22 protein-coding genes and 2 pseudogenes are annotated in these 23398 nt (G+C 74.4%); 8 read left to right on the top strand and 16 right to left on the bottom strand.

The genetic code is table 11. The features are described from left to right. Positions 1-145: 145 nt before the first annotated feature. Entirely contained in the window at positions 146-1231 is a 1086-nt protein-coding gene (locus ACWIZO_RS21465; protein ID WP_448639649.1) for an SDR family oxidoreductase, read from the bottom strand. Positions 1232-1452: 221 nt separating this feature from the next. On the opposite strand from ACWIZO_RS21465, the gene ACWIZO_RS21470 reads away from it, so the two are divergent. Continuing rightward, entirely contained in the window at positions 1453-1947 is a 495-nt protein-coding gene (locus ACWIZO_RS21470; protein ID WP_448639650.1) for an N-acetyltransferase family protein, read from the top strand. 42 nt (positions 1948-1989) lie between these two features. On the opposite strand, the gene ACWIZO_RS21475 is transcribed toward ACWIZO_RS21470, so the two are convergent. Next, positions 1990-2892, bottom strand: coding sequence for an EamA family transporter (locus ACWIZO_RS21475; protein ID WP_448639651.1), 903 nt, complete (start codon positions 2890-2892; stop codon positions 1990-1992). 70 nt (positions 2893-2962) lie between these two features. Between ACWIZO_RS21475 and ACWIZO_RS21480 the strand changes: the two genes are divergently transcribed. Then, positions 2963-3829: a LysR family transcriptional regulator gene (locus ACWIZO_RS21480; RefSeq protein WP_448639652.1), complete on the top strand. Its 867-nt coding sequence runs from the start codon at positions 2963-2965 to the stop codon at positions 3827-3829. A gap of 43 nt (positions 3830-3872) precedes the next feature. Here ACWIZO_RS21480 and ACWIZO_RS21485 read toward each other — a convergent pair whose 3' ends face one another. Together ACWIZO_RS21485 and ACWIZO_RS21490 are read right to left on the bottom strand one after the other, a co-directional pair. Beyond that, complete coding sequence (locus ACWIZO_RS21485; protein ID WP_448639653.1) at positions 3873-5252, bottom strand: patatin-like phospholipase family protein; 1380 nt, start codon at positions 5250-5252, stop codon at positions 3873-3875. A gap of 286 nt (positions 5253-5538) precedes the next feature. Beyond that, positions 5539-5853 (bottom strand): hypothetical protein, encoded by a 315-nt coding sequence (locus tag ACWIZO_RS21490; protein ID WP_448639654.1) that lies wholly within the window; start codon positions 5851-5853, stop codon positions 5539-5541. A 245-nt stretch (positions 5854-6098) separates the two neighbouring features. Here ACWIZO_RS21490 and ACWIZO_RS21495 point away from each other — a divergent pair, with 245 nt between their 5' ends. Then, a complete protein-coding gene (locus ACWIZO_RS21495) occupies positions 6099-7511 on the top strand; it encodes a TrkH family potassium uptake protein (RefSeq protein ID WP_448639655.1) in 1413 nt (470 codons plus the stop codon). Further along, positions 7504-8169 carry a potassium channel family protein gene (locus ACWIZO_RS21500; RefSeq protein WP_448639656.1) on the top strand — a complete coding sequence of 222 codons (666 nt, stop codon included), beginning with the start codon at positions 7504-7506 and terminating at the stop codon, positions 8167-8169. Before ACWIZO_RS21495 ends, ACWIZO_RS21500 begins: the two co-directional genes overlap by 8 nt. Before the next feature lie 175 nt (positions 8170-8344). Here the strand turns inward: ACWIZO_RS21500 and ACWIZO_RS21505 are convergent, their stop codons facing one another. The 4 genes from ACWIZO_RS21505 to ACWIZO_RS21520 all read right to left on the bottom strand — a co-directional run bounded on the left by ACWIZO_RS21505 (position 8345) and on the right by ACWIZO_RS21520 (position 11075). Next, on the bottom strand, positions 8345-9106 hold the full coding sequence (locus ACWIZO_RS21505; protein ID WP_448639657.1) for an alpha/beta fold hydrolase: 762 nt from the start codon (positions 9104-9106) through the stop codon (positions 8345-8347). A 44-nt stretch (positions 9107-9150) separates the two neighbouring features. Continuing rightward, positions 9151-9672 (bottom strand): alpha/beta fold hydrolase, encoded by a 522-nt coding sequence (locus ACWIZO_RS21510; RefSeq protein ID WP_448639658.1) that lies wholly within the window; start codon positions 9670-9672, stop codon positions 9151-9153. Then, a complete protein-coding gene (locus ACWIZO_RS21515) occupies positions 9669-9971 on the bottom strand; it encodes an alpha/beta fold hydrolase (RefSeq protein WP_448639659.1) in 303 nt (100 codons plus the stop codon). Before ACWIZO_RS21515 ends, ACWIZO_RS21510 begins: the two co-directional genes overlap by 4 nt. A gap of 153 nt (positions 9972-10124) precedes the next feature. Further along, positions 10125-11075, bottom strand: a complete 951-nt coding sequence (locus tag ACWIZO_RS21520) for an alpha/beta fold hydrolase (RefSeq protein ID WP_448639660.1) — start codon at positions 11073-11075, stop codon at positions 10125-10127. 185 nt (positions 11076-11260) lie between these two features. On the opposite strand from ACWIZO_RS21520, the gene ACWIZO_RS21525 reads away from it, so the two are divergent. Together ACWIZO_RS21525 and ACWIZO_RS21530 are read left to right on the top strand one after the other, a co-directional pair. Then, complete coding sequence (locus ACWIZO_RS21525; protein ID WP_448639661.1) at positions 11261-12247, top strand: RNA polymerase subunit sigma-70; 987 nt, start codon at positions 11261-11263, stop codon at positions 12245-12247. Further along, positions 12244-12867: an MBL fold metallo-hydrolase gene (locus ACWIZO_RS21530; RefSeq protein ID WP_448639662.1), complete on the top strand. Its 624-nt coding sequence runs from the start codon at positions 12244-12246 to the stop codon at positions 12865-12867. The genes ACWIZO_RS21525 and ACWIZO_RS21530 overlap by 4 nt, the downstream gene beginning before the upstream one ends. Before the next feature lie 110 nt (positions 12868-12977). Here ACWIZO_RS21530 and ACWIZO_RS21535 read toward each other — a convergent pair whose 3' ends face one another. From ACWIZO_RS21535 to ACWIZO_RS21555, 5 genes are all read right to left on the bottom strand, one after another. Next, on the bottom strand, positions 12978-15146 hold the full coding sequence (locus ACWIZO_RS21535) for a S8 family serine peptidase (protein ID WP_448639663.1): 2169 nt from the start codon (positions 15144-15146) through the stop codon (positions 12978-12980). Between the two features lie 348 nt (positions 15147-15494). Continuing rightward, the gene (locus ACWIZO_RS21540) at positions 15495-15698 is read right to left on the bottom strand and encodes a hypothetical protein (protein ID WP_448639664.1); all 204 of its coding nucleotides are present in this window, start codon (positions 15696-15698) and stop codon (positions 15495-15497) included. A gap of 116 nt (positions 15699-15814) precedes the next feature. Further along, entirely contained in the window at positions 15815-16723 is a 909-nt protein-coding gene (locus ACWIZO_RS21545; RefSeq protein WP_448639665.1) for an NAD-dependent epimerase/dehydratase family protein, read from the bottom strand. A 195-nt stretch (positions 16724-16918) separates the two neighbouring features. Next, the gene (locus ACWIZO_RS21550) at positions 16919-17914 is read right to left on the bottom strand and encodes an NAD(P)H-dependent flavin oxidoreductase (protein ID WP_448639666.1); all 996 of its coding nucleotides are present in this window, start codon (positions 17912-17914) and stop codon (positions 16919-16921) included. Between the two features lie 199 nt (positions 17915-18113). After that, positions 18114-18989: a helix-turn-helix domain-containing protein gene (locus ACWIZO_RS21555; RefSeq protein WP_448639667.1), complete on the bottom strand. Its 876-nt coding sequence runs from the start codon at positions 18987-18989 to the stop codon at positions 18114-18116. Between the two features lie 117 nt (positions 18990-19106). Here ACWIZO_RS21555 and ACWIZO_RS21560 point away from each other — a divergent pair, with 117 nt between their 5' ends. After that, the gene (locus ACWIZO_RS21560) at positions 19107-20285 is read left to right on the top strand and encodes an MFS transporter (protein WP_448639668.1); all 1179 of its coding nucleotides are present in this window, start codon (positions 19107-19109) and stop codon (positions 20283-20285) included. A 274-nt stretch (positions 20286-20559) separates the two neighbouring features. Here ACWIZO_RS21560 and ACWIZO_RS21565 read toward each other — a convergent pair. Further along, positions 20560-21314: pseudogene (locus ACWIZO_RS21565) on the bottom strand (helix-turn-helix transcriptional regulator). Continuing rightward, a complete protein-coding gene (locus ACWIZO_RS21570; protein WP_448639669.1) occupies positions 21311-21475 on the bottom strand; it encodes a hypothetical protein in 165 nt (54 codons plus the stop codon). The pseudogene ACWIZO_RS21565 and the gene ACWIZO_RS21570 overlap by 4 nt, the downstream one beginning before the upstream one ends. On the opposite strand from ACWIZO_RS21570, the pseudogene ACWIZO_RS21575 reads away from it, so the two are divergent. Beyond that, a pseudogene (locus ACWIZO_RS21575) lies at positions 21456-22091 on the top strand (SDR family NAD(P)-dependent oxidoreductase); the annotation flags it as partial. The gene ACWIZO_RS21570 and the pseudogene ACWIZO_RS21575 overlap by 20 nt on opposite strands. Before the next feature lie 277 nt (positions 22092-22368). On the opposite strand, the gene ACWIZO_RS21580 reads toward ACWIZO_RS21575, so the two are convergent. Then, a complete protein-coding gene (locus ACWIZO_RS21580; protein ID WP_448639670.1) occupies positions 22369-23145 on the bottom strand; it encodes a class I SAM-dependent methyltransferase in 777 nt (258 codons plus the stop codon). Positions 23146-23398: the final 253 nt, after the last annotated feature.

Here is a 23398-nt window from a genome sequence, read left to right on the forward strand (position 1 = left end):
TGCCGACCGCCGCGGCGTCCTGACCGGGATCCCGGTCAGGACGCCGCGGCGGTCGGCGTCGTGGGGCCTCCGGTGCGCAGGTGCGGTCGCCGGCGCGCGCGGGCACGCCGGTGCGGGCTACCGCAGCTGCGCAGTCGGGGCGCGGCTACTCGCGCGGTGGCAGCACCCGGCGCTCCTGCAGCACGCGGATCCAGTGCCGGAACGACTCCTCGGTGTCCATGACCTCGCAGAAGCCGTGCTGCTTGATCTTCACCGTGCTGACGAACGCCAGGGGCGGCTCCGAGGCGCCGTGCAGGACGCAGAAGTCGGCGTAGTGGTGCGACTCCCCCAGCAGCTCCTGCATGCCGAGGGGGCGCAGACCGTGGTCGGCGACGATGCGGTCCCACACGTCGGCCTTGGACGGCAGGAACTCCGCCATGCTCAGCGGCTCGTCGGGGCCCACCTCCACGTCGAGCTCCTCGGCCAGGGCCGGCCACAGGTCGCGCCACTCGAACACCTCGCCGTTGGTGAGGTTGTAGTGCTGCCCGTCGGCCCTCGGCTCCGTGGCGGCCCAGCGGATGGCGCCGGCGACGATGCGGGTGTCGACCGCCTCCCAGACGAAGCGCGGGCCGCCCGGGAAGGAGAAGGGCCGGCCCTCCCGCCGGCAGATCGCGGCGTAGGCACCGATCACCGGCGGCAGGTTCATCACGACGCCGTGGTCGGGCCCGACGACGAGCTGCGGACGGAAGATCGTGTACCGCAGGCCGCGCTGCGCGGCCCGCTCGGCCAGGAAGTCCTCCTGCAGCCAGTAGAAGTTGGCGTGCTCGTCACGGGGGTGGCGCTCGCGCGCCGGGACCCGCATCGGGTGCACGTGGATGCCGTAGGCCTTGGTGCCCTGCAACAGCGTCACGTGCTGGAGGGCGTCGTCACCGGACAGCGCCTCGACCAGGTTCTGCAGCATCTCCAGGTTGGTCTGCATCTGGTCGTCCTCGGTCCACCCCGCGACGAGACCGGGCTTCTCGTAGACGGCGGCGTAGACGAGGTGGCTCACGTCGGTGACGCCGGCGAGCGCCGCCGTACAGGCGCCCGCGTCCCGCAGGTCCACCGCGAGGTGCCGGAAGGGCCGCTCGCTGACGACCTCCGGCCTGCGCCGCGACACCGCCACGACGTCCCAGTCGTCGTCGAGGAAACGGTCGACGACGGCGGCTCCGACCAGTCCGCTGGCTCCGGCGACGAGGACGGTGTTCGGCATGGCGCAGCTCCTGGGGGCGGGGTTCGCGGCCACGGCCGGGCCGACGCCTGAACCGACGCCTGAGCCAGCGTCCGCCGGGCGCCGCTGTGGTGCGCAGCACCCTGGCGAAGGGGTTCGCGCACTGTCGAGCGCCGGACGCCGAGTCCGCACGGCGTGCTGAGTTCACTTGACGAACCCATCGGGGAGGAGGACGGTTCGGGAATCGAACTCAGGAGGCCACGATGGACATCCCCGTGGACACCCGGCCGGTGCGACCGGACGACGGCCCGCTCTTCTGCCGGCTGTGGGACCGGCTCTCCCCCGAGACGGTGTACCGGCGCTTCCACGCGCCGCTGCGCCACCCGCCGGCCGATGCGCGCCGGTTCGTCGAGGTCGACCACGCCCTGCGCGAGGCGCTCGTCGCGGTCGTCGGCGGTGAGGTGGTCGGGGTGGCGCGCTACGACCGCTCCCCCGTCGACCCCGCCACCGCCGACGTCGCCGTGGTCGTCGAGGACGCCTGGCAGGGCGTCGGCGTCGGCCGCCACCTGCTCGCCGAGCTCACCGAGCTGGCCGCACGGCGCGGCGTGCGCACCCTCACGGCCGACGTCCAGGCCGACAACGACCGCATGGTCGGGCTGGTGCGCCGGCTGCTCCCCGGTGCCGTCCTCGCGCCCGCCCACGGCGTCTACGCCGTGCAGGGCACACTGGCCGGCGCGCCGCTGGCCGCTGCCGCCTGACGCACGAGGTGGGCGTCAGGTCGCCGCGTCCACCACGGCCGGTCACGGCCGGTCGCGCCGCCCCCGTCGCACGGTGGTGGCGACGGCCCCGGCGCTGGCGGCGACCACGCAGGTGATGGCCAGCGCGCCGACCGGTGCGAGGCGCTGGCCGAGCAGGACCGCCCCCGTGCCGGCGGCCACGGCGGGCGCCAGGCTCATCAGGACGGCGAAGGTGCTGCTGGGCAGCCGGCGCAGGCTTATCGCCTCCAGGGCGTAGGGCAGCAGCGAGGACAGCGCGGCGACCGCGGCGCCGGCGGCCAGGACGGCGGGTGAGAACAGCGCGGTCCCGGCGGCGGCCAGGGAGAGGGGTGCCACGGCGACGGCACCCACGGCCAACGCCAGGGCCAGGCCGTCGAGCCCGGCCAGGGTGGTGGCCGAGCGCTGGGCGGTGAGGATGTAGCAGGCCCACAGCGCACCGGCGCCCAGTGCGCAGCCGACGCCGACTGCGTCCGGGTCGGCCGGACCGCCGTGGCCGAGCAGGACCACCCCGGTCAGGGCCAGCGCCGCCCACAGCACGCTGAGCCAGCGCCGGGAGGTCAGCACCGACAGGGCCAGCGGCCCGAGGATCTCCAGGGTCACCGCGGTGCCCAGCGGCAGCCGCGCGATCGCCTCGTAGAACAGCACGTTCATGCCGGCCAGCGCGCCGCCGTAGCCGACCACCACCGGCCAGCCACCGCGGCGCACCGCGCGCAGCGACGGCCGGCACAGCGCCAGCAGCACCACCGCGGACAGGCCCAGGCGCAGGCCGACCGCGCCGACGGCACCCACGCGGTCGAACAGGCCGGTGGCCACGGCCGCGCCGACCTGCTGGGCGAACTGCCCGGCCAGCACCAGCCCCACCCCGAGCCGGGTGCCGGCCGGGAGGACCGCCGGGGTGCGCTGGTCTGCGGGTGCGGTGGTGGTCACGCCTCCCGACGCTAGGAACCGGGCCGGGCGCGCGGAAATGCCGATCCGGCGGCGGTCATACCCTGCGGGCATGACCGCCGACCTGCGGCACCTGCGGGCCTTCCTGCACATCGCCGACGCCGGCACGATCACCGCCGCGGCGGCCCGGATGCACATGACCCAGCCGGCGGTCTCCCGGCTGCTGGCCCAGCTCGAGGCCCACCTGGGTGTGCGCCTGGTCGAGCGGTCCACCCACTCCCTGACCCTCACCCGCACCGGCGCCGCCTACCGCGACCGCGTGGCCGCGGCGGTGACCGCCGTCGACACCGTCCTCGACCCGGCCGCGCCGCCGTCCTGGCCGCTGCGCCTCGGGCACGCGTGGTCCGCGCTGGGGGTGCACACCCCGGTGCTGCTGCGCCGGTGGGCCGAGCGGTACCCCGACGTCGAGCTGCAGCTGGTGCAGGTCGACCACCGCAGCGCGGGCCTGTCCGACGGCCGCGCCGACGCCGCCGTGGTCCGCGGCCCCGTCCCCGGTCCGGGGGTGCGCAGCGAGCACCTGCTCGACGAGCCCCGGGTGGCCGCCGTCCCCGCCGAGCACCGGCTGGCCGACCGGCCGCGGCTGGCGCTGACCGACCTCGCCGACGACCCGGTCGTGGTGAACAGCGTCTCGGGGACGACCGGAACGGGGCTGTGGCCCCCCGATCGCCGCCCCACCCGCACCGTCGAGGTCACCAGCACCGAGGACTGGCTCGCCGCGATCGCCGCCGGCCGCGGCGTCGGCGTCACGGTCAGCGCGACCGCCGAGCTCAACGGCTACCCCGGCGTCCGGTTCCTCTCGCTGACCGACACCCCGCCCGTGCCGGTCTCGCTCGCCTGGACCGACCCGCCCAGCCACCCGGCCGTCGAGGCCCTGGTCCGCCTCGCCCGCGAGGTGCTCCCCCGCCGTCCCCTCGGCTGACGACACGGCGCGACCTGGCGCGAGTCGGCGCCGGGTGCGGGCGTCAGCGCCAGAACGCGGCGAGCCGCCCGGCGAGGGCTCGGCCCTGGTCGTGCCCGGCCCGAGCGGCGGGCGGACGCGTCGACGGATCCATCAGGTTCTCGCCGAACGCCGCGCGGGACCTGCTGTCCGGGAAGACGGTCTCGACCCTGCTGCCGCCGGCGCGCAGGGCCTCGACCTGCGCCGCCAGGTGGGTGCCCCACTCTCTCGGGTGCCGGGATCTGCCGCCCAGGGGTGACAGCACGAGCACCCGCCCGCATCCGGCTGCCAGGTCGGCGTTCTCGACGGACCGGTAGCCGCCGTCGACGTACCGGCGGTCGCCGATCCCGTAGGCGGGGCCACCGGCACAGCTGGCGGCCACGGCGTCCACCAGGTCGACCCCGCTGGAGCGGTCGAACACGACCGGGTCACCGGTGCGGGCGTCGACCGCGGTGACGAGCACCCGCCGCTCCGGCCAGCGCCGGCCGGGCAGCCGGGCGGCGACCGTGGCGCGCCACCGCGTCCACCCGGCGCCGTCCGCCCCGGCCACGTCGAGCGCCGCCGCACCCATCCGGCGGCGCATGTCGGCCGCGTCCTCGGCAGCGGCGATGATCCGGCCCGTCCGCTCCACGTGGTCGGCGAGAGGACCCCGCCCACCGGCGGGGCCGACCCGACCGGTGCGGTGCGGGGGCGGCGCGGCGAGGACGGCGGCGAGCAGGTCGGGCGGGGTCGCGCCGGTGAGCTGGGCCGCGGCCGTGGCCCCGGCCGACGTCCCGACGACGAGATCGGCGTCGGTCACGTCCAGCCCGGCGTCGAACAGGCCGGCGACGACGCCGATCAACCAGGCGTTGCCCGCCGATCCGCCGCCACCGAGGACCAGCGCCCGGTTCCCCGCGGCGCCCGTCGGAGGTGTGGCGCCGGCCTGCGGCTGACCCCGGCCGGAGCTCGTCGTCGGGGGGACGTGCGGGGTGGTGGAGGGGTTGGTGTTCATGGGAGTCGCCTCTCGCGGATCGCCTGGCGGCGCTCCCGGTGGCGACGACGTCAGTCGCGCGATCGTGGACGGGAGGGAGCACCCACTGCGGACACTGCGTTGGACACTGCGTTCACGGGTCTCACCTCCTGCCGGTGGAGCACGATCGCCGGGACGGTCGCACGCCGGTGACGCGGCGCGCAACCGACATCCGGCCGGCGACGGGTCATAAGTCCGGGGGACGGCGTAGCGCAGCAGGGCGACCCCGTTGCCGAACCGCCGGTTCTCCACCAGCTCGAGGTCGGTCGGCTCGTCGGCGGTCTCGAACAGCCGTCGACCGCGGCCGACGACGACCGGGTTGACGTAGAGCCGGTACTCGTCGACGAGGTCGAGCCGGCGGGAGGTCTCGACCAGGTCGACCCCGCCGAGCGTCATGTCCCCGCCCGGCTGCTGCTCCAGGGCGGATCTCGTCGGGGTCCACCTCGGCGCGCAGCGAGGCGTTGGGGCCGACCTCCTGCAGCGTGCGGGAGAACACGATCTTCGGCACCGCCCGCCAGGTGCCGGCGAACTCGCGCATGACCGGCGGGGTGTCCGGGTCCTGGTCGGCGTCCGGCCTGAACGCCTCCATGAGCTCGTAGGTGACCCGGCCCCGATGTCACGCCCGTGATCCCGCCGGTGACGCCCAGCCGGCGTCCGCCACCGCGGGGTGGGTTCCCGAGGGCTACTCCAGGATGCGGATCTCGACCTGGGTCCAGGTGATCTGGACCCGGCCGGTGATCCGCTGCGGCTGCGCGTCCCGGACTGCGACCTGCCGGGCCGTGCGCCCGACCATCTGCACCACCTTGGCCGACGCGACCGCGGTCAGCGCGACCGCCGACGCGGCCAGCACCGGCCCGGCGGTGCCCAGCCGCGCCAGCGTCGAGACCAGCCGCTCGGGGAGCTGGCCCACCCCGCCCTCCTCCGCGTCCCGGCGGGCGACTGCTGCCCCGTCCGCGCCGATGATCGCGTCGGGCTCCACGGGCTGCTGATCGGTCATCGCGTCCTCCGTCCGCACGCCCCGCCACACCGGTCGGGCGCCTCCCGGTGTGGGGAGCATGCCCTCCCCGGAGCCCCGCCGGTGCGGTCGTCCGGCCTCCGCTGGGCACAGCGCCTCCTGGGCACAGCGCCTCCTGGGGACCGGCCGCACGGAGACGAGGGCCCCTGACCGGCGAGTAGGCGGTAGCTTCTGGGCGTCATCGGTGCTGCAGCCGTGAGGCGGGTCGCTGGCCGACGGGGGGGTCGTTGAGCGCGACGGAACCGGGCATCGACCGCGCGCAGCGCCGCCCGGCGCGGACGCGCCGGCTGCGGACGCGGCTGGTCCGGCTGGTGCGCACGCCGCATCCGGCGCAGGCCGGCGTACTGGCGTTCGCGGTGGCCGTTCTCGCGGTCACCGTGCTGCTGTGGCTGCCCGTGGCCGCCGAGCCGGGGCAGACGACCACCGTCCGGGAGGCGTTGTTCACGGCGACCTCCGCGGTGTGCGTGACGGGTCTGGCCGTCGTCGACACCTCCAGGCACTGGTCGGGCTTCGGGGAGCTCGTCATCCTGGTCGGCATCCAGGCCGGCGGGTTCGGGATCATGACGCTGGCCTCGCTGCTGGGACTGGCCGCCTCGCGCCGCCTCGGCCTCCGTACCCGACTGCTGACCAGCTGGGAGACCAAGGCCGAGGGGCTCGGTGACGTCCGCCGCGTGCTGCGCGGCGTCGCGCGCACGACGTTCACGGTGGAGGCGCTGGTCGCCCTCGCCCTGACCCTGAGGTTCTGGCTGGGATACGACCACCCGGCCCTCGAGGCGCTCAACAGCGGGGTGTTCCACGCCGTCTCGTCGTTCAACAACGCGGGCTTCTCCCTGTACAGCGACAACCTGGTGGGCTTCGCCTCCGACCCGTTCGTCTGCCTGCCGATCGCGGCGGCCGTCGTCCTCGGCGGCCTGGGTTTCCCGGTGCTGTTCGAACTCCGGCGCGAGCTGACGTCCCCGAGGCGTTGGTCGTTGCACACCAAGACGACGCTGTTGACCTACGCCCTGCTCCTGCTCGGCGGCACCGTCGTCATCGGCGCCTTCGAGTGGACCAACCCCGGTACCCTCGGCCCGCTGAGCGTGCCTGGCAAGCTGCTCACCAGCTTCTTCCAGGGGGGCGTGCAGCCTCGGACGGCCGGGTTCAACACCGTGGACGTCGCCGCCATGCAGCCGGAGAGCCTGCTGGTCCAGGACGTGCTCATGTTCATCGGCGGTGGCAGTGCCAGCACCGCCGGCGGGATCAAGGTCACCACCTTCATGGTGCTGTTCTTCGCCATCGTGGCCGAGTCCCGGGGCGATCCCCACGTCGACGCCCTCGGCCGGGAGATCAGCTCACCGGTGCTGCGGCAGGCCCTCACCGTGGCGCTGCTCGGCGTCGCCCTGGTCGTCTCCGGGACCCTCGTCCTGCTCGCTGTCTCCGGGCTGCCCCTGGACCAGGTGCTGTACGAGACCGTCTCGGCCTTCGCCACCGTGGGGCTGTCCACCGGGATCACCGCAGACCTGCCCCCGGCCGGGCAGTACGTGCTGATCGCGCTGATGTTCCTGGGCCGGACCGGGCCTGTCACGCTGGCGACAGCGCTGGTCCTGCGTGAACGACGCCGGCTGTACCGGCGTCCGGAGGAGAGGATGCTCGTTGGGTAGGAACCGCGAGGACAGCGTCCTGGTCGTCGGACTGGGACGCTTCGGCAGCTCGATCTCCACCACCCTGGAACGCCTCGGACACGAGGTGCTGGCCGTCGACGCCGACCTCGAGCTGGTCCAGGAGTGGTCGACCCGGCTGCGGCACGTGACCCAGGTCGACGCCACCAGTGAGAACGCGATGCGGCAGCTGGGCGCCGAGCAGTTCGACATCGCGGTGGTCGGCATCGGCGACGACATCGAGGCGAGCCTGCTCAGCACGGGCATCCTGCTCGACCTGGGACTGCGGGAGGTGTGGGCCAAGGCCATCACCGCCGCCCACGGGCGCATCCTGGAGCGCAGCGGCGCCCACCACGTCATCTACCCGGAGCGCGACGCCGGCGAGCGCACCGCCCACCTCCTGTCCGGTCGCCTCATCGACTACATCGAGTTCGACGACGGCTTCGCGATCGTCAAGATGAAGGCGCCACGAGAGGCCCTCGGCAGGACCCTCGCCGAGTCGGCCCTGCGCAGCAGGTACGGCGTGACCATCGTCGGGGTCAAGCGCGGCGGTGAGGACTTCACCCACGCCGTCCCCCAGACGACCGTCAGGGACGGCGACCTGCTCATCGTGTCCGGAGCCAGCCATCTCATCGAGAAGTTCGCCGCCGAGGCCTGCTGAGCCCCGGACACCTCCCCGGCGTCCACCGCGATCGCTCCGCCGCTCGATGACCCCGTGGACGGCGGACGAGGTCGCGGAGGAGACCCGCGGATCGACGCGCCCGGGGGCAGCCTGCGGCCGGTGGGTGGGTCCGCCGCCCCTGCGACGGCCCCACCCGGACACGGGAGGCAACGGTTCAGACGCCGGCGACCGTCCGTCCGCGCACCTCGTGTCCCAGCGACTGCAGCGCCTGCAGGACGACGTCGACCACCGGCTGGGGCTTGGTGACGAAGGCGACGTGCGAGCCCTCCTGCTCGGTGATGGTGGCGCCGGCCCGCTCGGCCATGCTGCGGACGACGTCGCTGCCGGCGGCCTTGTCCCCGGTGGCGACGACCGCCCACGACGGCAGGCTCTTCCAGGCCGGTGTCCCGCTCGGCTCGGTGAAGCCCCGCCTCGACGCGGGCCGCTGCGTGACGGCCATCACCGCACTCTCCTCGGGGGACACGTCGGCGGCGAAGGCGTCGTGGAACCGGGCGGGGTCGATGACGAACTCGACCTCCGTCCCGTCCCCCTCCCCGGTGGGGTACCGCAGCTCGACGAGAGCGCTGTTGAGGACGCTGTCCGTGGAGTTCCCCTCGATCTCCAGGAGCGTCTCCCCCTCGTCCGGGGCGAAGGCGGCCACGTAGACCAGGCCGATCACGTTCCCCGGGCGTGCTCCGGCGTTGCTGATGACCGCACCGCCGTAGGAGTGCCCCACGGCGAGCACCGGGCCGGGGATCTGGCCCAGTGCGCTGGCCACGTAGGCGGCGTCGTGGGCGATGCCCCGCAGGGGGTTGGGGATGGCCTGCACCCGCACCCCGGCGGCGGTGAGGCCCGCGATGACGCCGCTCCAACCGGAGCTGTCGGCGAAGGCCCCGTGGACGAGGGCGACGGTGGGGGTGGTGGCGGACTCGGACACGACGATCTCCTCGATCTCGGGAACGGCGCGGATCTGGTGGTGGGTCAGCTGCCCAGGAAGGCCAGCAGGTCGGCGTTGAAGCCCTCCTCGTGGGCTCCGGTGAGGCCGTGCGGAGCTCCCGGGTAGACCTTGAGCGTCGCGTCCGGCACCAGGTCGACGGACCGGCGAGCGGCGGCGACGATGGGCACGATCTGGTCGTCGTCCCCGTGCAGGATCAGCGTGGGGACGTCGATGGCCTCGAGGTCCTCGGTGAGGTCGGTCTCGGAGAAGGCCTTGACGCAGTCGTCGGCGCCCTTGATCCCGACCGACATCGACTGCAACCAGAACTCGTCCCTCTTGCCCTGCGAGACGGTCGGACCCGGACGGTTGGCGCCGTAGAACGCGGCGGACAGGTCCTCGTCGTACTGCGACCGGTCCCCGGCCACGCCGGCACGGATGTCGTCGAACACCGAGATCGGCAGTCCGTCGGGATTCGCGTCGGTCCGGACCATCAACGGCGGGATCGCGCTGAGCAACACGGCCTCGGCCACGCGTGCGGTGCCGTGACGACCCATGTAGCTGGTCACCTCCCTCCACCGGTGGAGTGCCCGACCAGGACGACCTCGTGCAGGTCGAGGTGCTCGATGAGCCCGGCGAGGTCCTCGGCGTAGGTGGTGAGGTCGTTGCCCTCCCGGGGTTGGGAGGACCGGCCACCGCCTCGCCGGTCGTGTGCGATCGCGCGGTAGCCGGCGTCGGCGACCAGCTGGAGCTGGGGATCCCATGCGTCGGAGGTCGACGGCCACCCGTGGCTGAAGACGACCGGCTGCCCGCTCCCCCAGTCCTTGGAGGAGATGTCCACGCCGTCCTCGGTGGTGAACGTCCCCACGATCCCTCCCCACGGTCCGTCGCATCGGCCGGGTACACCCCTCGGTGGAGGCGCCGAGGACGTTCCTCGCGCCGGCGGGGCCGCGCATGGGTCAACTGACCTCGAGACAACCGGAGGCCGAACGGCGTGACGCTGCTACGGGGCGTGACGCGGCTACGGCGAGACGGACGGCCCCGGCGAGCCACCATCGCCGGCGTGGAAGGTGCGGAGGGCCGCCAGGACGTCGGCCGGGCGCTCCTCGACCAGGAAGTGCCCGCAGTCCAGAGCGGCGCCCGAGACGTCGTCGGCCCAGTCGCGCCAGACCGCGAGCGTGTCGTACCACGCCTCCAGCGCGCCCCTCCCCGCCCACAGGACCTGCGTCGGGCAGGTGATCCGGTGCCCCGCGGCCCGGTCCTCGTCGTCCCACCGACGATCGCAGGTGGCACCGGCCCGGTAGTCCTCGCACATGGCCTCGATGGCGGCCGGATCCCGGGCGCACCGCACGTAGTCGGCGACGGCGGCCGGCGGGAAGCGGCGGATGGCGCCGCCGAACTCGGCGTCGAACAGGAAGAACTCCGGGTCCTGCTCGATCAGCCGCTCCGGGATCGGGCGCGGCTGGGCCAGGAAGCCCCAGTGCCAGTACCCGATGGCGAAGCGGTCGTCGGCGCGGGCCCAGACCTCTCCGGTCGGGATGACGTCCATGACGGTCAGGCGGCGCACGGCAGCCGGTGAGTCGAGCGCCATGCGGTAGGCCACCCGGCCGCCGCGGTCGTGGCCTGCCACGTCGAACCGGTCGAAGCCGAGCTGCTGCATGAGACGGGTGCAGTCCTGGGCCATCGCCCGTTTGCCGTAGCTCTCGTGCGTCGGTACCGCGGCGGGCTTGGAGCTCTCCCCGTAACCGCGGAGGTCGGGAGCCACGACGGTGAAGTCCCTGGCCAGCTCGCCGGCCACCAGGGCCCAGGCCAGGTGTGTCTCGGGGTAGCCGTGCAGGAGCAGCAGCGGCGGCCCGTCGCCTCCTGCGCGGACCCGCAGCGACACCTCCCCGACGGTGATCCGGGACAGCGGGAGCCGGTCGAACTCGGGTGGGAGCGCGGCCTCGCTCCCCATCGCGGTGGGATCGGACATCGGTCCTCCTCGGGAGCCGGCGCAGGCGCCGCATCCTGCACCGGCGGTCCACCGGAGCGCTTGGGTCGATCGACTCGACTTCCGCCCCGGGAGGGCGGTGCGGCACCCCCGGCTGCGGCACACTGCTCGGGACATCGCACGGCGCCCGGTGATGACTTCTCGGGCCGCCCGCCGTCACAGACACCATGAGCTCCCTCACCGACGACCTCCGGACGCTCGACGAGCGGGCCTTCGGCGCCCGCGTCGAGCTGCACCGCCGCGAGCTGCACGTCCACTGCTACCGCCTGCTCGGGTCGTTCGAGGAGGCCGAGGACCTCGTCCAGGAGGCGTTCCTCCGCGCGTGGCGCCGGCGCGAGACGTACGAGGGCCGCGCGTCGGTCCGCGCGTGGCTGTACCGGATCGCGACGAACGCCTGCCTCGACGCGCTCGACAGACGCCCGCGGCGGCCGGGCGCCGACGGTGAGATCACCTGGCTGCAGCCCTACCCGGACGCGCTGCTGGAGCAGCTGCCCGACCGGCGTGAGGGCCCGGAGGACGTGGCGCTCGCCAGGGAGACCGTCGAGCTGGCGTTCGTCGCCGCGATCCAGCACCTCGCGCCCCGGCCGCGGGCCGTGCTCGTGCTGCGCGACGTCCTCGGCTGCTCCGCGAGGGAGACCGCCCGGCTGCTGGGGACGACGGAGGCGTCGGTCAACTCCGCGCTGCAGCGTGCGCGGGCCGGGTTGCGGGAGAGCCTGCCCGCAGACCGTGAGGCGTGGACACCCACCGCCGCGACGACCGCGGCGGAGCGGGAGCTGCTCGCCCGCTACGTCGAGTGCAGCGAGCGCGCCGACGCCGAGGGCCTGGCCGCGCTCCTGCACGCCGACGTCCGCTTCTCGATGCCGCCGACACCCGGCGTGTGGACCGGCCGGAGCACGGTCGTGCAGAGCTGGATCGACGACGGGTTCGGGTCGGCGGCGTTCGGCAGCATGCGGTGCGTGGTCACCCGCGCCAACGGTCAGCCCGCGGTCGCGGGCTACCTGCGCAGGCCGGGCGACGCCGCACACGAACCGCTGGCGATCGACGTCCTCCGGGTGGAGGACGGGGTCGTCACCGAGATCGTCACCTTCGACGGCGCGGTGTTCGAGCACTTCGACCTGCCGGCCACCCTGAGCGCGGCGGGCGGCACGAGGTGAACGCCCCCACCCCGGTCACCGTCACGCCGGTCCTCGTCGCCGACCTGCTCGCCGAGGGCGAGCGGATGCCGGTCTACGTGCACGTCATCGACCATCCCGAGGGGCGCGTGCTGGTCGACACCGGCATGACGGAGCTGCACCCGCTGGTCGCCGACATGGATCCCCGCCTCCGGCCACTGAGCGGACAGGACGTCGACCTCGCCGGCATCGACGTCGTCGTCAACACCCACCTGCACTTCGACCACTGCGGCGGCAACCACCTCTTCGCCGGCAGGCCGGTCTACGTCCAGCGTCGGGAGCTCGACGACGCGCGCAGCCAGGACGACTACACCATCCGCGAGTGGGTCGACGCGCCCGGCGTGCGGTACGTGCCGGTCGACGGCGAGCTCGAGCTGCTCCCCGGCCTCCGGCTCCTCCCGGCACCCGGCCACACGCCCGGCACGCAGGTGGTCGTCGTCGGGACCGGCGGGCGTCCGGTCGTGATCGCGGGCGACGTGGCGGTGTGGTTCGGCGAGCTCGACGAGCCGCACACCGAAGGCCAGCAGCTGGTGCGGGCGCTCGATCCCGAGCTGGTGTGGCTCGCGCACGCGCACGAGCCGTGGCGGCCCCGCACCGCCTGACCGTGCGGCACCCCGCCCGCTCCCCGAGCGTCGAGGTCAGCGCCGGGCCGGCCCCTGCTCGGGCCGGCACCGCGCTCCCTCTCCTGGTCGACCTCGAGCCCCGGCCGGACTCACCGGCGGCTGAGTCCCTCGGCGCCGGTCGCCCTCACGCGGTCGAGGAGGACGTCGAGGCCGGTGACGGTCCAGGCGATCCCGAACCAGACGCGCTCCGTCCCGGACCAGCGCCGGATCCGGACCTCGTAGGTCTCCCCCGGTCGGGCAGCGAACTCGGCGATCTCGTAGCTGTTGTCCCACGAGGTGCTCGTCGCGACCGTGGCGCCCGAGGAGTCCCGCACGTGCAGGTCGAGGTCGACCGTGAGGTGCGAGGACAGCGGGAGGCTGAGCCCCAGGAGGTGCAGGACCCTGACGTGCGAGCTCCAGGCGAGTGCGACCTTCACGCGCGAGCGGAGGCCGGTCCGCGGCACGGTGACCCGGTAGGACGACGTGGTGAAGCCGTTCCGGTCGAGGTCCGCGCTGCGCACGGTGCCGACGTCCCATCCGCGGCGGGCCCCGTCCCCGCCGCGCCGTTCCCGGTGCCGGGCGATCCGCACGGCGGCGAGCGAGTCGAGCGCGCCGGAGCCGTCGGCGGCGTCGACACCCGCGACGAGGTCGTCCCGCCACGTGCCACCGGAGGGGTTCCGCCAGGCGCCGGCCAGCAGGATCGCTCGGCAGCCCTCCGGCCACGAGCGCAGCAGCGGCGCGGTCTGCTGGACCAGGGCCGCACCACCGGCGACGGCCGGGGCCGCCATGCTCGTACCGCTCTTCGTGAGCCCGACCGCGGTCACCGCCGTCCCGTTCGCGGCCAGCTCGGGGAGCTCCCGGTCGCCGTGCCGCGATGCCGGGTTGCCGACGACCGACGTGGAGGACATCGCCGCGGCCTGGTCGTCGTGGTTGCCGACGGTCAGCCGGTTGAACCCCTTGTGGTTGACGAACTCCGAGGCCGGTCCGTTGCCGGCCGCCTCGCAGATTGTCGGGTACGGCCAGCGCAGTGCGAGGTGGTCCTTGTAGACGTCGTCGAACGAGAGCTCGGAGGAGGTCTGTTCGGCCGTGCGGTGGAAGCTCTGGCTGATCACGGTGCAGCCCCGCTCGATCGCCGCCCAGCGGATCGCGGCGAGGGACTTGCTGTTCGCGGAGTGCAACGAGCAGTCCGGCGCATGACCGTGCGGCGCGCCGGGCCGCTTGTTGCGGATGATCCCGTGGGTGTGCCGGCTGTGGTCGCTCGTGGCCGGGTCGGAGCGGAACCGCGCGGCGATGACGAGGTCGGTGGTGGTGTCCGGCCCGTCCTCGTAGACCGCCACCCTCACACCCCGGCCCGTCGCCCCGGCGGCGTGCGCGTCGTCGGCGTTCGCGATGGCGATCGAGTCCGCGAGGTCCTCGATGCCCTCGACCTCGTGCAGGAACACCGCCGCGACCTCGGGCCGGTCGGCGAGCGCGGCGACGCGACCCGCGGGCAGCTGCCCGAACACCACGGGCGCCGCGTCGTCGATCCGCTCCGTCGCGAAGTCGACCTCCCCGGCCGCCGCGGCGAAGCGCTCGCCGAGCCGGACCCACTCCTCGCGAGCCGCCAGCTCGTCGCGCGAGGGCTCCAGCGTGGGCTCGTCCTCCGACTTCTCCGGGTCCGCCGCGTCGCCTGCGTGCAGCCACACGGCGACGGGCACCGGTTCGTCGGCGCCGAGGTCGCGCACCCGCGCGTCGAGGTGCGGGTGCACCCGCCCGAACCGCTCGGCGCGGCGGGCGGCGATCCCCGCCAGCAGGGAGTCGACGTCCACCGGCTCGCCCCGGTCGTCGAACGCCAGTTGCACCGGCTCGTCGCCCCCGCGTCGCGCGGCCTTGAACACGTCCACGAACGGGCCCTCACCACCCAGGGTCATCGGCAGGCGCTCGACGTCGAGCTCGCCGATCCGGAGCCGGACGGCGTGGTGGACGACGACGTCGTCCGGCACCTGCGCCGGCGTGTCGACCAGGACGAACGGGACGGTCACCACCTCGTGCCCGTCGCCGTCGCCGTCGCCGTCGCCGTCGCCGTCGGGGCCCACCTCGCCGATGCGCAGGACGTGTGCGCCCAGCGGGAGCCCGTCGGTCGACACCGTGGCGGTGCCGTCGCCGGCCGGCGTCACGGTGGCCCGCTGCCCCGGCACCGTGACACCACCGACCGCATCCGGCGCGATGTCGCCCCGGGCCCGTACCGAGATGACCGTGCCGCGGCGGACGACCTCACCGGGTTCGATGCTCGTGGTCACCATCGGTCCTGTCGCCCTGGCAGTGGAGGTCATCTCGGCTCGGCTCCGCTCGTGTGACGGTGGGGATCGACACCCAGGAGCAGCGGGCGTCCCCTCCTGATACGCGGCGGCCGAGGAGCAGGGGTAGCGCGTCGCCGACGGCGCGGCCGCGTCCCCTCGGCGACGCGCACGGCCTGCAGCGCCCCTGTGGCCACGCACCGACGTCGGCCGGCTCGCGATGACGTCGTGTCAGGTCGTCGGCAGGCGCCCGACGCAGACGAGGACGGCGGCCAGGCGGGCGCCGGGGTCCCGGCCGGTGCGCGCGGTCCGGGCGGTGCTCCCGGGGGCGCCGCGGGCCGCGAAGCTGGACTAGCGGGACCGCTGCTGACGGCGGGCGATGACCACCAGCAGCGCGAGCACCAGCGCGAGGGGCGCCCACGCCGGCAGCGCGAACGGGCCGAGCAGCAGCTGCGCCACGACGAGGAGGACCTGGAACCCCACCCAGACACCCACCAGCAGGACCAACCAGTACACGACGGGCCGCTCCTGGCGCAGGCGCTGCAGGTGGTCCACGTCTCCTCCTCCACTCCCGCACCCGGGCCGGGCGCGTCGTCCCTGCACAACGTCGGGCGCCGCGCCGGGCGTTCCCGTCTCCCCCTCCCGGGGGTGCTTGATCAGCCGGGAGCCCGTCACGGACGCGCGACCAGGCCGGTCCGGAGCTCGTCGAGGGCCTGGGCGAGGCCCACCCGCGGCGTCCAGCCCCACCGGCGGGCGCGGTCGGCGCGCAGCTGCCCGGTCCACACCGGCTCGTCGGTCCACTCCGGCGCGACGCCCAGCGCGTCGGTCACCGTGCCGAGGTAGTCCCGCCACGTCGCCGGCTCGCCCGCGACGATGACCGGCGTCGTGCTCCCGGCCACGGGGCCCCGCTCCGGGTCGTCGGCGGTCGCGACGGCGCCGGTGGCGACGTCGGCGACCAGCGCCGCCAGGTCCTCCACGTGCACCCAGGCCCAGGTCTGCGCCGGGTTCACCCGGCGGTCGCCGTTCCGGACGGCCCGCGGTCGCAGGGTGTTCCAGACCGACGTGTCACCGGCGCCGATGATCGCCGGCGGGCGCACCAGCACGGTGGTGAGCCCGCCGACCTGCGCGAGCGCGGCGTCGGTGGCGTTCTTGGTGTCGGGGTAGTCCCCGCTGCCCTCGGGCAGGAGGGCACCGTCCTCGGCCACGTCCCCGACACCGGCGGAGCGGTCGTACACCCCGGCCGTGGACACGTGCACCAGCCGGGCGACGCCGGCGTCCCGCGCGGCCCGGGCCAGCACCGGCGTCCCCTCGGCGCCCACCCGGTACTGCACCTCCCGCGACGAGCCCATCGGGTGCACCGTCGTGACGACCGCGTCGGCCCCCTGGGTCACCGCGCGAGCCAGGGACTCGTCGGCGAAGTCACCGACGTGCTCGCTGACCCCGTCGAGCGCCGGCGCGCTGCCCGCCCGGCGGACGACGGCGCGCACCCGCGCCGACCGCTCCACGAGGGCCCGGCACACCGCGGTGCCCACCAGTCCGTTCGCACCGGTCACCACGACGACGGGAGAGGAGTCGGCCACGCCGTCCACCCTGCCAGCGGCTCCACGACGGCGCTCCCTGCGCGGTCCGCACGGCGTCGGGCCGCTCGGCGACCTCGGTGCGGCGTCCCCGGCGGAGCACGGTGTGCGAGTCGGCGCCGCTGACGCGGGCGCCGACGACGGACAGCGGGCGGGTGCTCGACGCGGCGGCGCCCCCCGGCTGACGGGCGCCGCGGTCTACGAGCGCCGGGCGAGGACGGAGTCCGCGGTCCGGGCGAGGTCCTGCACGATGTCGGCCGCGGGTCGGATGTCGTCGACCAGCGAGCAGGACTGACCGCAGTAGAGGACCGCGTGGTCGAGGTCGCCCTCGAACCCCTCCATCGGCATGAAGATGCCGTAGCGGGGCAGTTCGACCGTCTGCCCCGCGACCGGCATCTTCCCGACGACGTCCCCCTCACCGGCCCGGGACCCGAGCGGCAGCGAGCCGGCCGCCTCCCAGTCGCGGACGGCCCCGTTGCGCAGCACCCGGTGCGGGGCGTCGGGCCACCCGACGTCGAACATCCTCGTGTAGAACGTGTCCTCCGCGGTCGCGGCGACGACGCGGTCCTTGTACTCCCGGGCGGCCCGCGACTCCTGGCTGCAGAGGAATCGGGTGCCCAGGGAGACCGCCTGGGCGCCGAGGTCGAGGGCGGCCGCGACCTGCTGCCCGGTCGCGATACCCCCGGCGGCGACGACCGGTAGCGGGGCGACCGCCTCCACCGTCGCGGGCAGCAGGACCGACAGCGTCGTGGTGCCCCGCACGTGACCGCCCGCCTCCACGCCCTGGACCATCACGGCGTCCACACCGGCGGCCGCTGCGCGCCGGGCCTCGGCGACCGAGCCGCACTGGACCACGACCCTCGTCCCGACCCGGTGCGCCTCCTCGACGTACGGGCTCGGGTCGCCCCAGAAGAGCACGAGGACGGGCACCCGCTCCTCCAGGCAGCAGGAGACCGCCTCCTCGTCCATCAGCGGGACGATCAGGTTGACCGCGAAGGGCCGGTCCGTGAGCGCCCGCAGCTGCCGGATCGACTCCCGAATCGCCGGCGTGGGCAGCCCGCCCATCCCCAGCACCCCGAGGCCACCGGCACCGCAGACCGCGGCCGCCAGCTCCGGGCCGGCGAGGCCGCCGCCCATGCCGGCGTTCCAGATCGGCACCTCGGTGCCGAGGGACGTGCACAGCGGAGTGGTCACCATCGCGCACCTCCGGGGTGGCTGGGGCCGTTCGAACCGGCAGAGGGGCACCGTAGACCCGGCCGAGGGCGCCGTGGCGGCTCCTCGGGCCCGGGGCGGTGCACCCACCCGACGGACGGCGCTGCTCCTCCTCCCCCCACTCGTCACCGGCGGTGGGGACGGGATCGCGCCGGGCTGCACGGAGACACCTGGGGAGCCGTCAGCGTGCCTGTGCCCTGCTGCTCGCGGGCCCTCCGGAGACCGACATCAGGGCGCGGGTGGACTCGTCGGCCCGCTCACCGTGGATCTCGTAGACCTGCAGCCGCTGCTCGGGACGATCCGACTGCGACCACAGTTGGTAGCCGACGGTGATGGTGCCGGCGTTCGGGTGGTGCATCCGCTTGACCCCGGCCACGCACTCGCCGACCCTTCCGCTCGCCCACAGCGCAGCGAACGCGTCGTCGCGCACGCACAGCTCACCGACCATCGCGGTGAGCGCAGGATCATCGGGGTGCTTGCCGCTGAGGAACCGCAGGTACGCGACGAGGACTCCGGCTTCCTCGGCCCAGTCCCGGTACATCCCGCGCACGGTGGGGTCCTCGAAGACCATCCGGGGCATCGACGGCCTGGTCGCCGGGTCGAGCGGCGCCCCGGCCGGCAGGTGTGGGGCGAACAGGGCGTGTCCGAGCTCGTTCCAGGCCAGGATGTCGTTGCGCCGTCCCAGCACCAGGGCCGGTCGTCCTCGGAGGGCGCGGAGCATCGACAGGGACGCCTGAGAGGCTCGTTCGGGCCCTCCTCGCCCGCCGGGGCCCACACGTCTACCTCGTCCCAGGTCGAGCAGGTGCTCGGTCTCGGTGACGGTCAGCTGCAGCGCCCGAGCCAGTCCCAGCAGCACCTCGTCGGAGGCGTGCTTGCTGTGCCCCTGTTCGAGGCGCGTGTAGTAGGCGACGCTCACGCCGGCGAGCTGCGCGACCTCCTCACGACGCAGGCCGGAGACACGACGACGGACGCCGAAGCCGGTCAGCGGCGTCCCCTCCGGGAGCAGAGCCGCCCGCTTGCCACGCAGGAAGTCCGCGAGATCACCGGGGTTGGACACGACTCAACGGTACGGAGGGCCGGCTCGGCGAGCCTCTCCCTACGAGTGGTAGGAAAGCCGGTCAGCCGATGAAGCGGTGTCTGGTCACCGAGTTCGCGGGTCCTCAGGGTCGAGCGCGTGCCTCTCCTCGCCCTGACCTTGACCGCGTTCGCGATGGGTACCGCTGAGTTGATCCCCAACGGCCTGCTCCCCCTCATCGCCTCCGACCTCGGCGTGGCCGTCTCCCGAGCAGGCTGGGTGACCACCTGCTTCGCACTCGGTGTCATGGTCGGGGGTCCCGCGTTGGCAGCCTGCACGATGCGCGTCCCCCGGAAGCCGCTGGTCCTCGGCATGACGGTCGTGTTCCTCATGGCCAACGTCGCGATGACGCTGGCCACCACCCTGTCCTGGGCCCTCGCTCTCCGGTTCGTCGCCGGCTCGATGCTCGGGGGGTTCCTGGGTCTGGGCATCACCATCGCCGTCGGACTCGTCCCTGCGCAGCGCCAGGCGACGTCCATCGCGGTCATCTTCCTCGGCTTCACGATCTCCAACGTGCTCAGTGTCCCGCTCGGCACCGTCGTCGGCAGACACTCCGGCTGGGCGGCGGCGTTCTGGGTCGTCGTCGTCCTGGCTGCGCTCGGGCTGGTCGCGATGTGGCTGGCCGTGCCAGGTCCTTCCGGGGAGGGCCACTCCGAGGACCTCGGCTTCGGGATGCTCCGGAACGGCCGTCTGTGGGTGCACTTCGTCGCCATGGCGCTCGGTTACGGCGGCGTGTTCGCCCTGTACACCTACATCGCTCCGTTCCTCACCGACGTCGCCGGGTTCGCCTCCGGCTCGGTCGCCTGGATCCTGCTGCTGTTCGGCATCGGCGTCATCGCCGGCAACCTGCTCGGTGGTCGGTACGCGGACCGCTCCACCGCCGCCACGACCATGGTCGTCCTCGCGGTGCTGGCAGCGGCGCTGGTCACTTCGTGGGGGTTCGGTACCACCAGGTGGATCGTGCTGGTGCTGCTCGTCGTCCTGGGCGTCGGGGGTTTCGGCATCGTCCCTCCGATGCAGAGCTACGCGATCCACGTCTCCGGCGCCAGCTCGACGATGGTCTCCGCACTCGCCTCGGCCGCGTTCGCCGCCGGCATCGCGCTCGGCTCAGCCGCCGGGGGTGCCGCACTCGACCTCAACGACGACTACCGGCTGCTGCCCCTCGTGGGGGCCGCCATGGTCGTCCTCGGCCTCGTGACGTTCGCCGCGAACCACCGCAGCCACACGGGTCGACGCTCGTCCGTGGGCGAGGCTCCCCATGAGCTCGCGGACGCCTGACGGCTGCGGTCACGCAGACGTCCACTCACAGGAGACAGCCCGAGGACACGATCCGGACTGCGGCGAACGACCTCGCACGGACCCCGGTGGTGGTCGGGAGTCAGACGAGCGCCAGCGCGGGCTGCCGGCCACCGCGGGGACCGCCGCCGAATGTGACGCTGTCTCCTGGGGTCATCCGTCCTCCTGTGGACGGGTCTGCCGGGCGGAACCCAGGTCCGCCGAGCCGCACACCTCCGGCTGCTGAGGTGCGCCGCGACGTCCGTGCGTCGGCCGGTCAGGGTCGTTCGGTCGCCGGGGTGGCCGCGTCGGTGGTGGTCGGAGCCGTGTGGGTCGCCGCCCAGCTGGCGAGCAGCCTGAGTGCGTCGTCGGAGGGGGTGCCGGGCCCGGCGGTGTAGATCGTCATGGGCAGGTCCGCAGCGTCCTCGGCCGGCAGGTCGAACGTGTGGTGGCCCAGCTCGAGGGCGCCGACCGCGGGGTGGTGGAACTGCTTGGTGCCGTTGTGGTGGATGCGGACGTCGTGCGCGGCCCAGCGGGTGCGGAGCTCCTCGCTGACCGTGGAGAGCTCTCCGACGAGCCCACGCAGCTGGGTGTCGTGCGGGCAGCGGCCGGCCTCAGCGCGCAGGAGGGCGACGGTGGTGGCCGCGAGCTCCCAGTCGGCGTAGGAGTCGTGCGCCCCCGGGTCGAGGAACTGGAAGCGGGGAAGTTCGCCGGCCGCCGGGGGACCTCGAACACCGGGGCGTGCAGTGCCCAGCCGAGGGCGTTGGTGGCGAGGATGTCGAGCCGACCGCTGGCCACGAACGCGGCCGAGCCGGTCATCGAGTCGAGCATCCACTGCACCCGCGGCGCGATGCGCGGCCGGGACCGGCGCTGCGGCGTGCGGGCCGGCCGGGCCGCGGCGCGGGTCAGGTTGAACAGGTGGGTGCGCTCGGCCTCGTCGAGCTGCAGCGCGCGGGCGACGGCCTCCAGGACGTCCTCGGACACGCCGGCGATGTGGCCTTTCTCCAGCCGCGTGCACCAGTCGGTGCTCACCCCGGCGAGGACGGCGACCTCCTCGCGAGGACGGCGACCTCCTCGCGGCGCAGTCCGGGCACCCGCCGCCGCCCGCCACCCGGGAGCAGGCCGGCCCGCTCGGGGGTGATGCGGGCTCGCCGGGTGGCGAGGAACTCGCGGATGTCGGAGCGGTTGTCCACGCCCGTCGACGGTGGGCCGCCCAGCAGCCGGAGGGAGGTCGAGCTCCTCCCCCCTCACGAGTTCGGCCTCCCACGGCCGCGCGCAGAGGCGTTCCGTGGAGTCAACGGCCCATCTCCGGAACGAGGAGCAGCCTGGCAGTGGCGGCGGTGCCGCTCGTCTCCCGGCACGTCCCGCGTGCGGAGGACGACCAGCCGCCGGTGTCCGTGCGGTCGGAACTGGGTGCCGTGCGGCCCGGCCGGCTGTGGCTGGTGCTCGGCGCCCGGTCCCGCCCTGGTCGGGACGGGCTCCGCCGTGCTCACCCTCGTCCCCCCGATCGCCATCGCCCTCCCGTGGCCGCCGACCCGTGTCCGGAGGTGCACCGTGACCACCGTCGCCGTCGTGGGTGCCGGTCGCGGCCTGGGTGCCGCCGCGGCCCACCGCGTCGGCCGGGCGGGCTTCGACACCGCCCGGCGGGCTCGCCGGCAGGAGCACGTCGACGCACCCGCCGCGGAGCTGACCGTCGAGGGCCTCACCGCACGGGGCCACGCCGCAGACGACCGCGACGCCGACTCGCTGACGGCCGCCCTCGACCGGGCCGCCGCGACGCTCGGACGGGTCGATGGGCTGCAGTGTCGAGGTGCAGCGATACGGCCCGGTTCCGCAGCAGGAGCTCCTCCCGCTGCTCGACGCCACCCCGCACCAACTGGCCGGCGCGCTGCAGTTCTCCCCGGATCTCGTCGGACGTGTCGCTCCGCGGCGTCGGTCCCGGCGGTCACACGGGGCAGCGGGGTGGGGGCGGTCCCGCTGGGCAGCAGCTGCAGCGCGTCGTGCGTCCGGGATCCAGCCTCGGCGGCGTGGACGAGCACGACCAGTCCGGGGTCGGCGGACAGCTGGAACTCCTGGGTGCCGAAGGTCAGGCCCCCGACCAGCGGCTGCCTCCGTCGCCGCGCTCCAGGACGAAGGCGAAGGACGAGGCGTCGGCACGGACAGGCCGCCCCGTCCCGTCGCGGACCGCGGCTGTCCGCAGCCCGGCGGCCGCCGCGAGGTCCCGGAAGCCGGCCTGGGTGTGCCAGTGCAGCGTCCAGGTCCGGTCGACGACCGTGCTCTCGCCGGCGGTGTGCCGCTCGTAGCGCAGCACGGCCCGCTGCGTCCGGCTGCTCTCGTCGCGTTCCTCCGACACGACCGAGAACCGCAGGAGGGCACCGTCCTCCGCGCGCACCTCGCGGACCTGCCCCCACGAGTGCTCGGGAGTGGGCGCAGGGACGAACAGCGGGACGAGCGCGGCACCACCGGCCGCGAGGTGGGCACGGATCGCCCGCAGTGCCAGGAGTGCGGCCTCGTCGTCCGGCAGGAGGGTGAAGGTCGGGCCCGCCAGGAAGATCGACCGGTAGCGCTCGGGCAGGTCCAGCGCCTCCATCCTCTGGTGGTGCAGGACGACGTCGAGCCCGGCCCGCGCGGCCGCGCTACGGCAGCGCGCCAGCATGTCCGCCGACGAGTCGACGCCCTGGACCGCCAGGCCCCGCCGACGCAGGTCCAGCAACGGCTCACCGTCCCCGCACCCCAGCTCGAGGGCCGGCTCACCGTGCCGCCGGATGAACCGGGCGTAGGGCTCCGGGTCCGGGGACACCGACTTCAGCGGGTGGTAGAGGTCGGCGACGATGCCGGTGTAGAAGTCCGCCGGTCGGACCACGGCAGCACCTCCTGTGGTGTGGTCTCCCCAGGCTGCACCGCCCCGGTCGAGAGCGCGTGTCGCGGCTGTCGTCCGTGTCGGGGGCCGGTGTACGGGGACGTGGCCGTGCGGTCCGGCGCTCCGTGACCGGTGGAGGCCACCGACGCGGCCCTCACGCGTGCCGCCGGGCAGGGCCCTTCGCCCGTGGGGCGGCAGCTCGCCGAGCGCTACGGTCGGCCCGTGCCCGGACCCACGACCTCCTTCGTCCGCCCCC

The sequence above is a fragment of the Geodermatophilus sp. URMC 63 genome, from assembly GCF_053502565.1.

Bases quoted from the DNA above. Each gene is read 5' to 3' on its own strand.
- ACWIZO_RS21485 (WP_448639653.1), bottom strand. From the start codon at position 5,252: ATGACGCTCGGCGGGGTCGACCTGGTCGAGACCTCCCGCCGGCTCGAC.
- ACWIZO_RS21520 (WP_448639660.1), bottom strand. From the start codon at position 11,075: ATGTCCGATCCCACCGCGATGGGGAGCGAGGCCGCGCTCCCACCCGAG.
- ACWIZO_RS21465 (WP_448639649.1), bottom strand. From the start codon at position 1,231: ATGCCGAACACCGTCCTCGTCGCCGGAGCCAGCGGACTGGTCGGAGCC.
- ACWIZO_RS21525 (WP_448639661.1), top strand. From the start codon at position 11,261: ATGAGCTCCCTCACCGACGACCTCCGGACGCTCGACGAGCGGGCCTTC.
- ACWIZO_RS21490 (WP_448639654.1), bottom strand. From the start codon at position 5,853: ATGACCGATCAGCAGCCCGTGGAGCCCGACGCGATCATCGGCGCGGAC.
- ACWIZO_RS21470 (WP_448639650.1), top strand. From the start codon at position 1,453: ATGGACATCCCCGTGGACACCCGGCCGGTGCGACCGGACGACGGCCCG.
- ACWIZO_RS21480 (WP_448639652.1), top strand. From the start codon at position 2,963: ATGACCGCCGACCTGCGGCACCTGCGGGCCTTCCTGCACATCGCCGAC.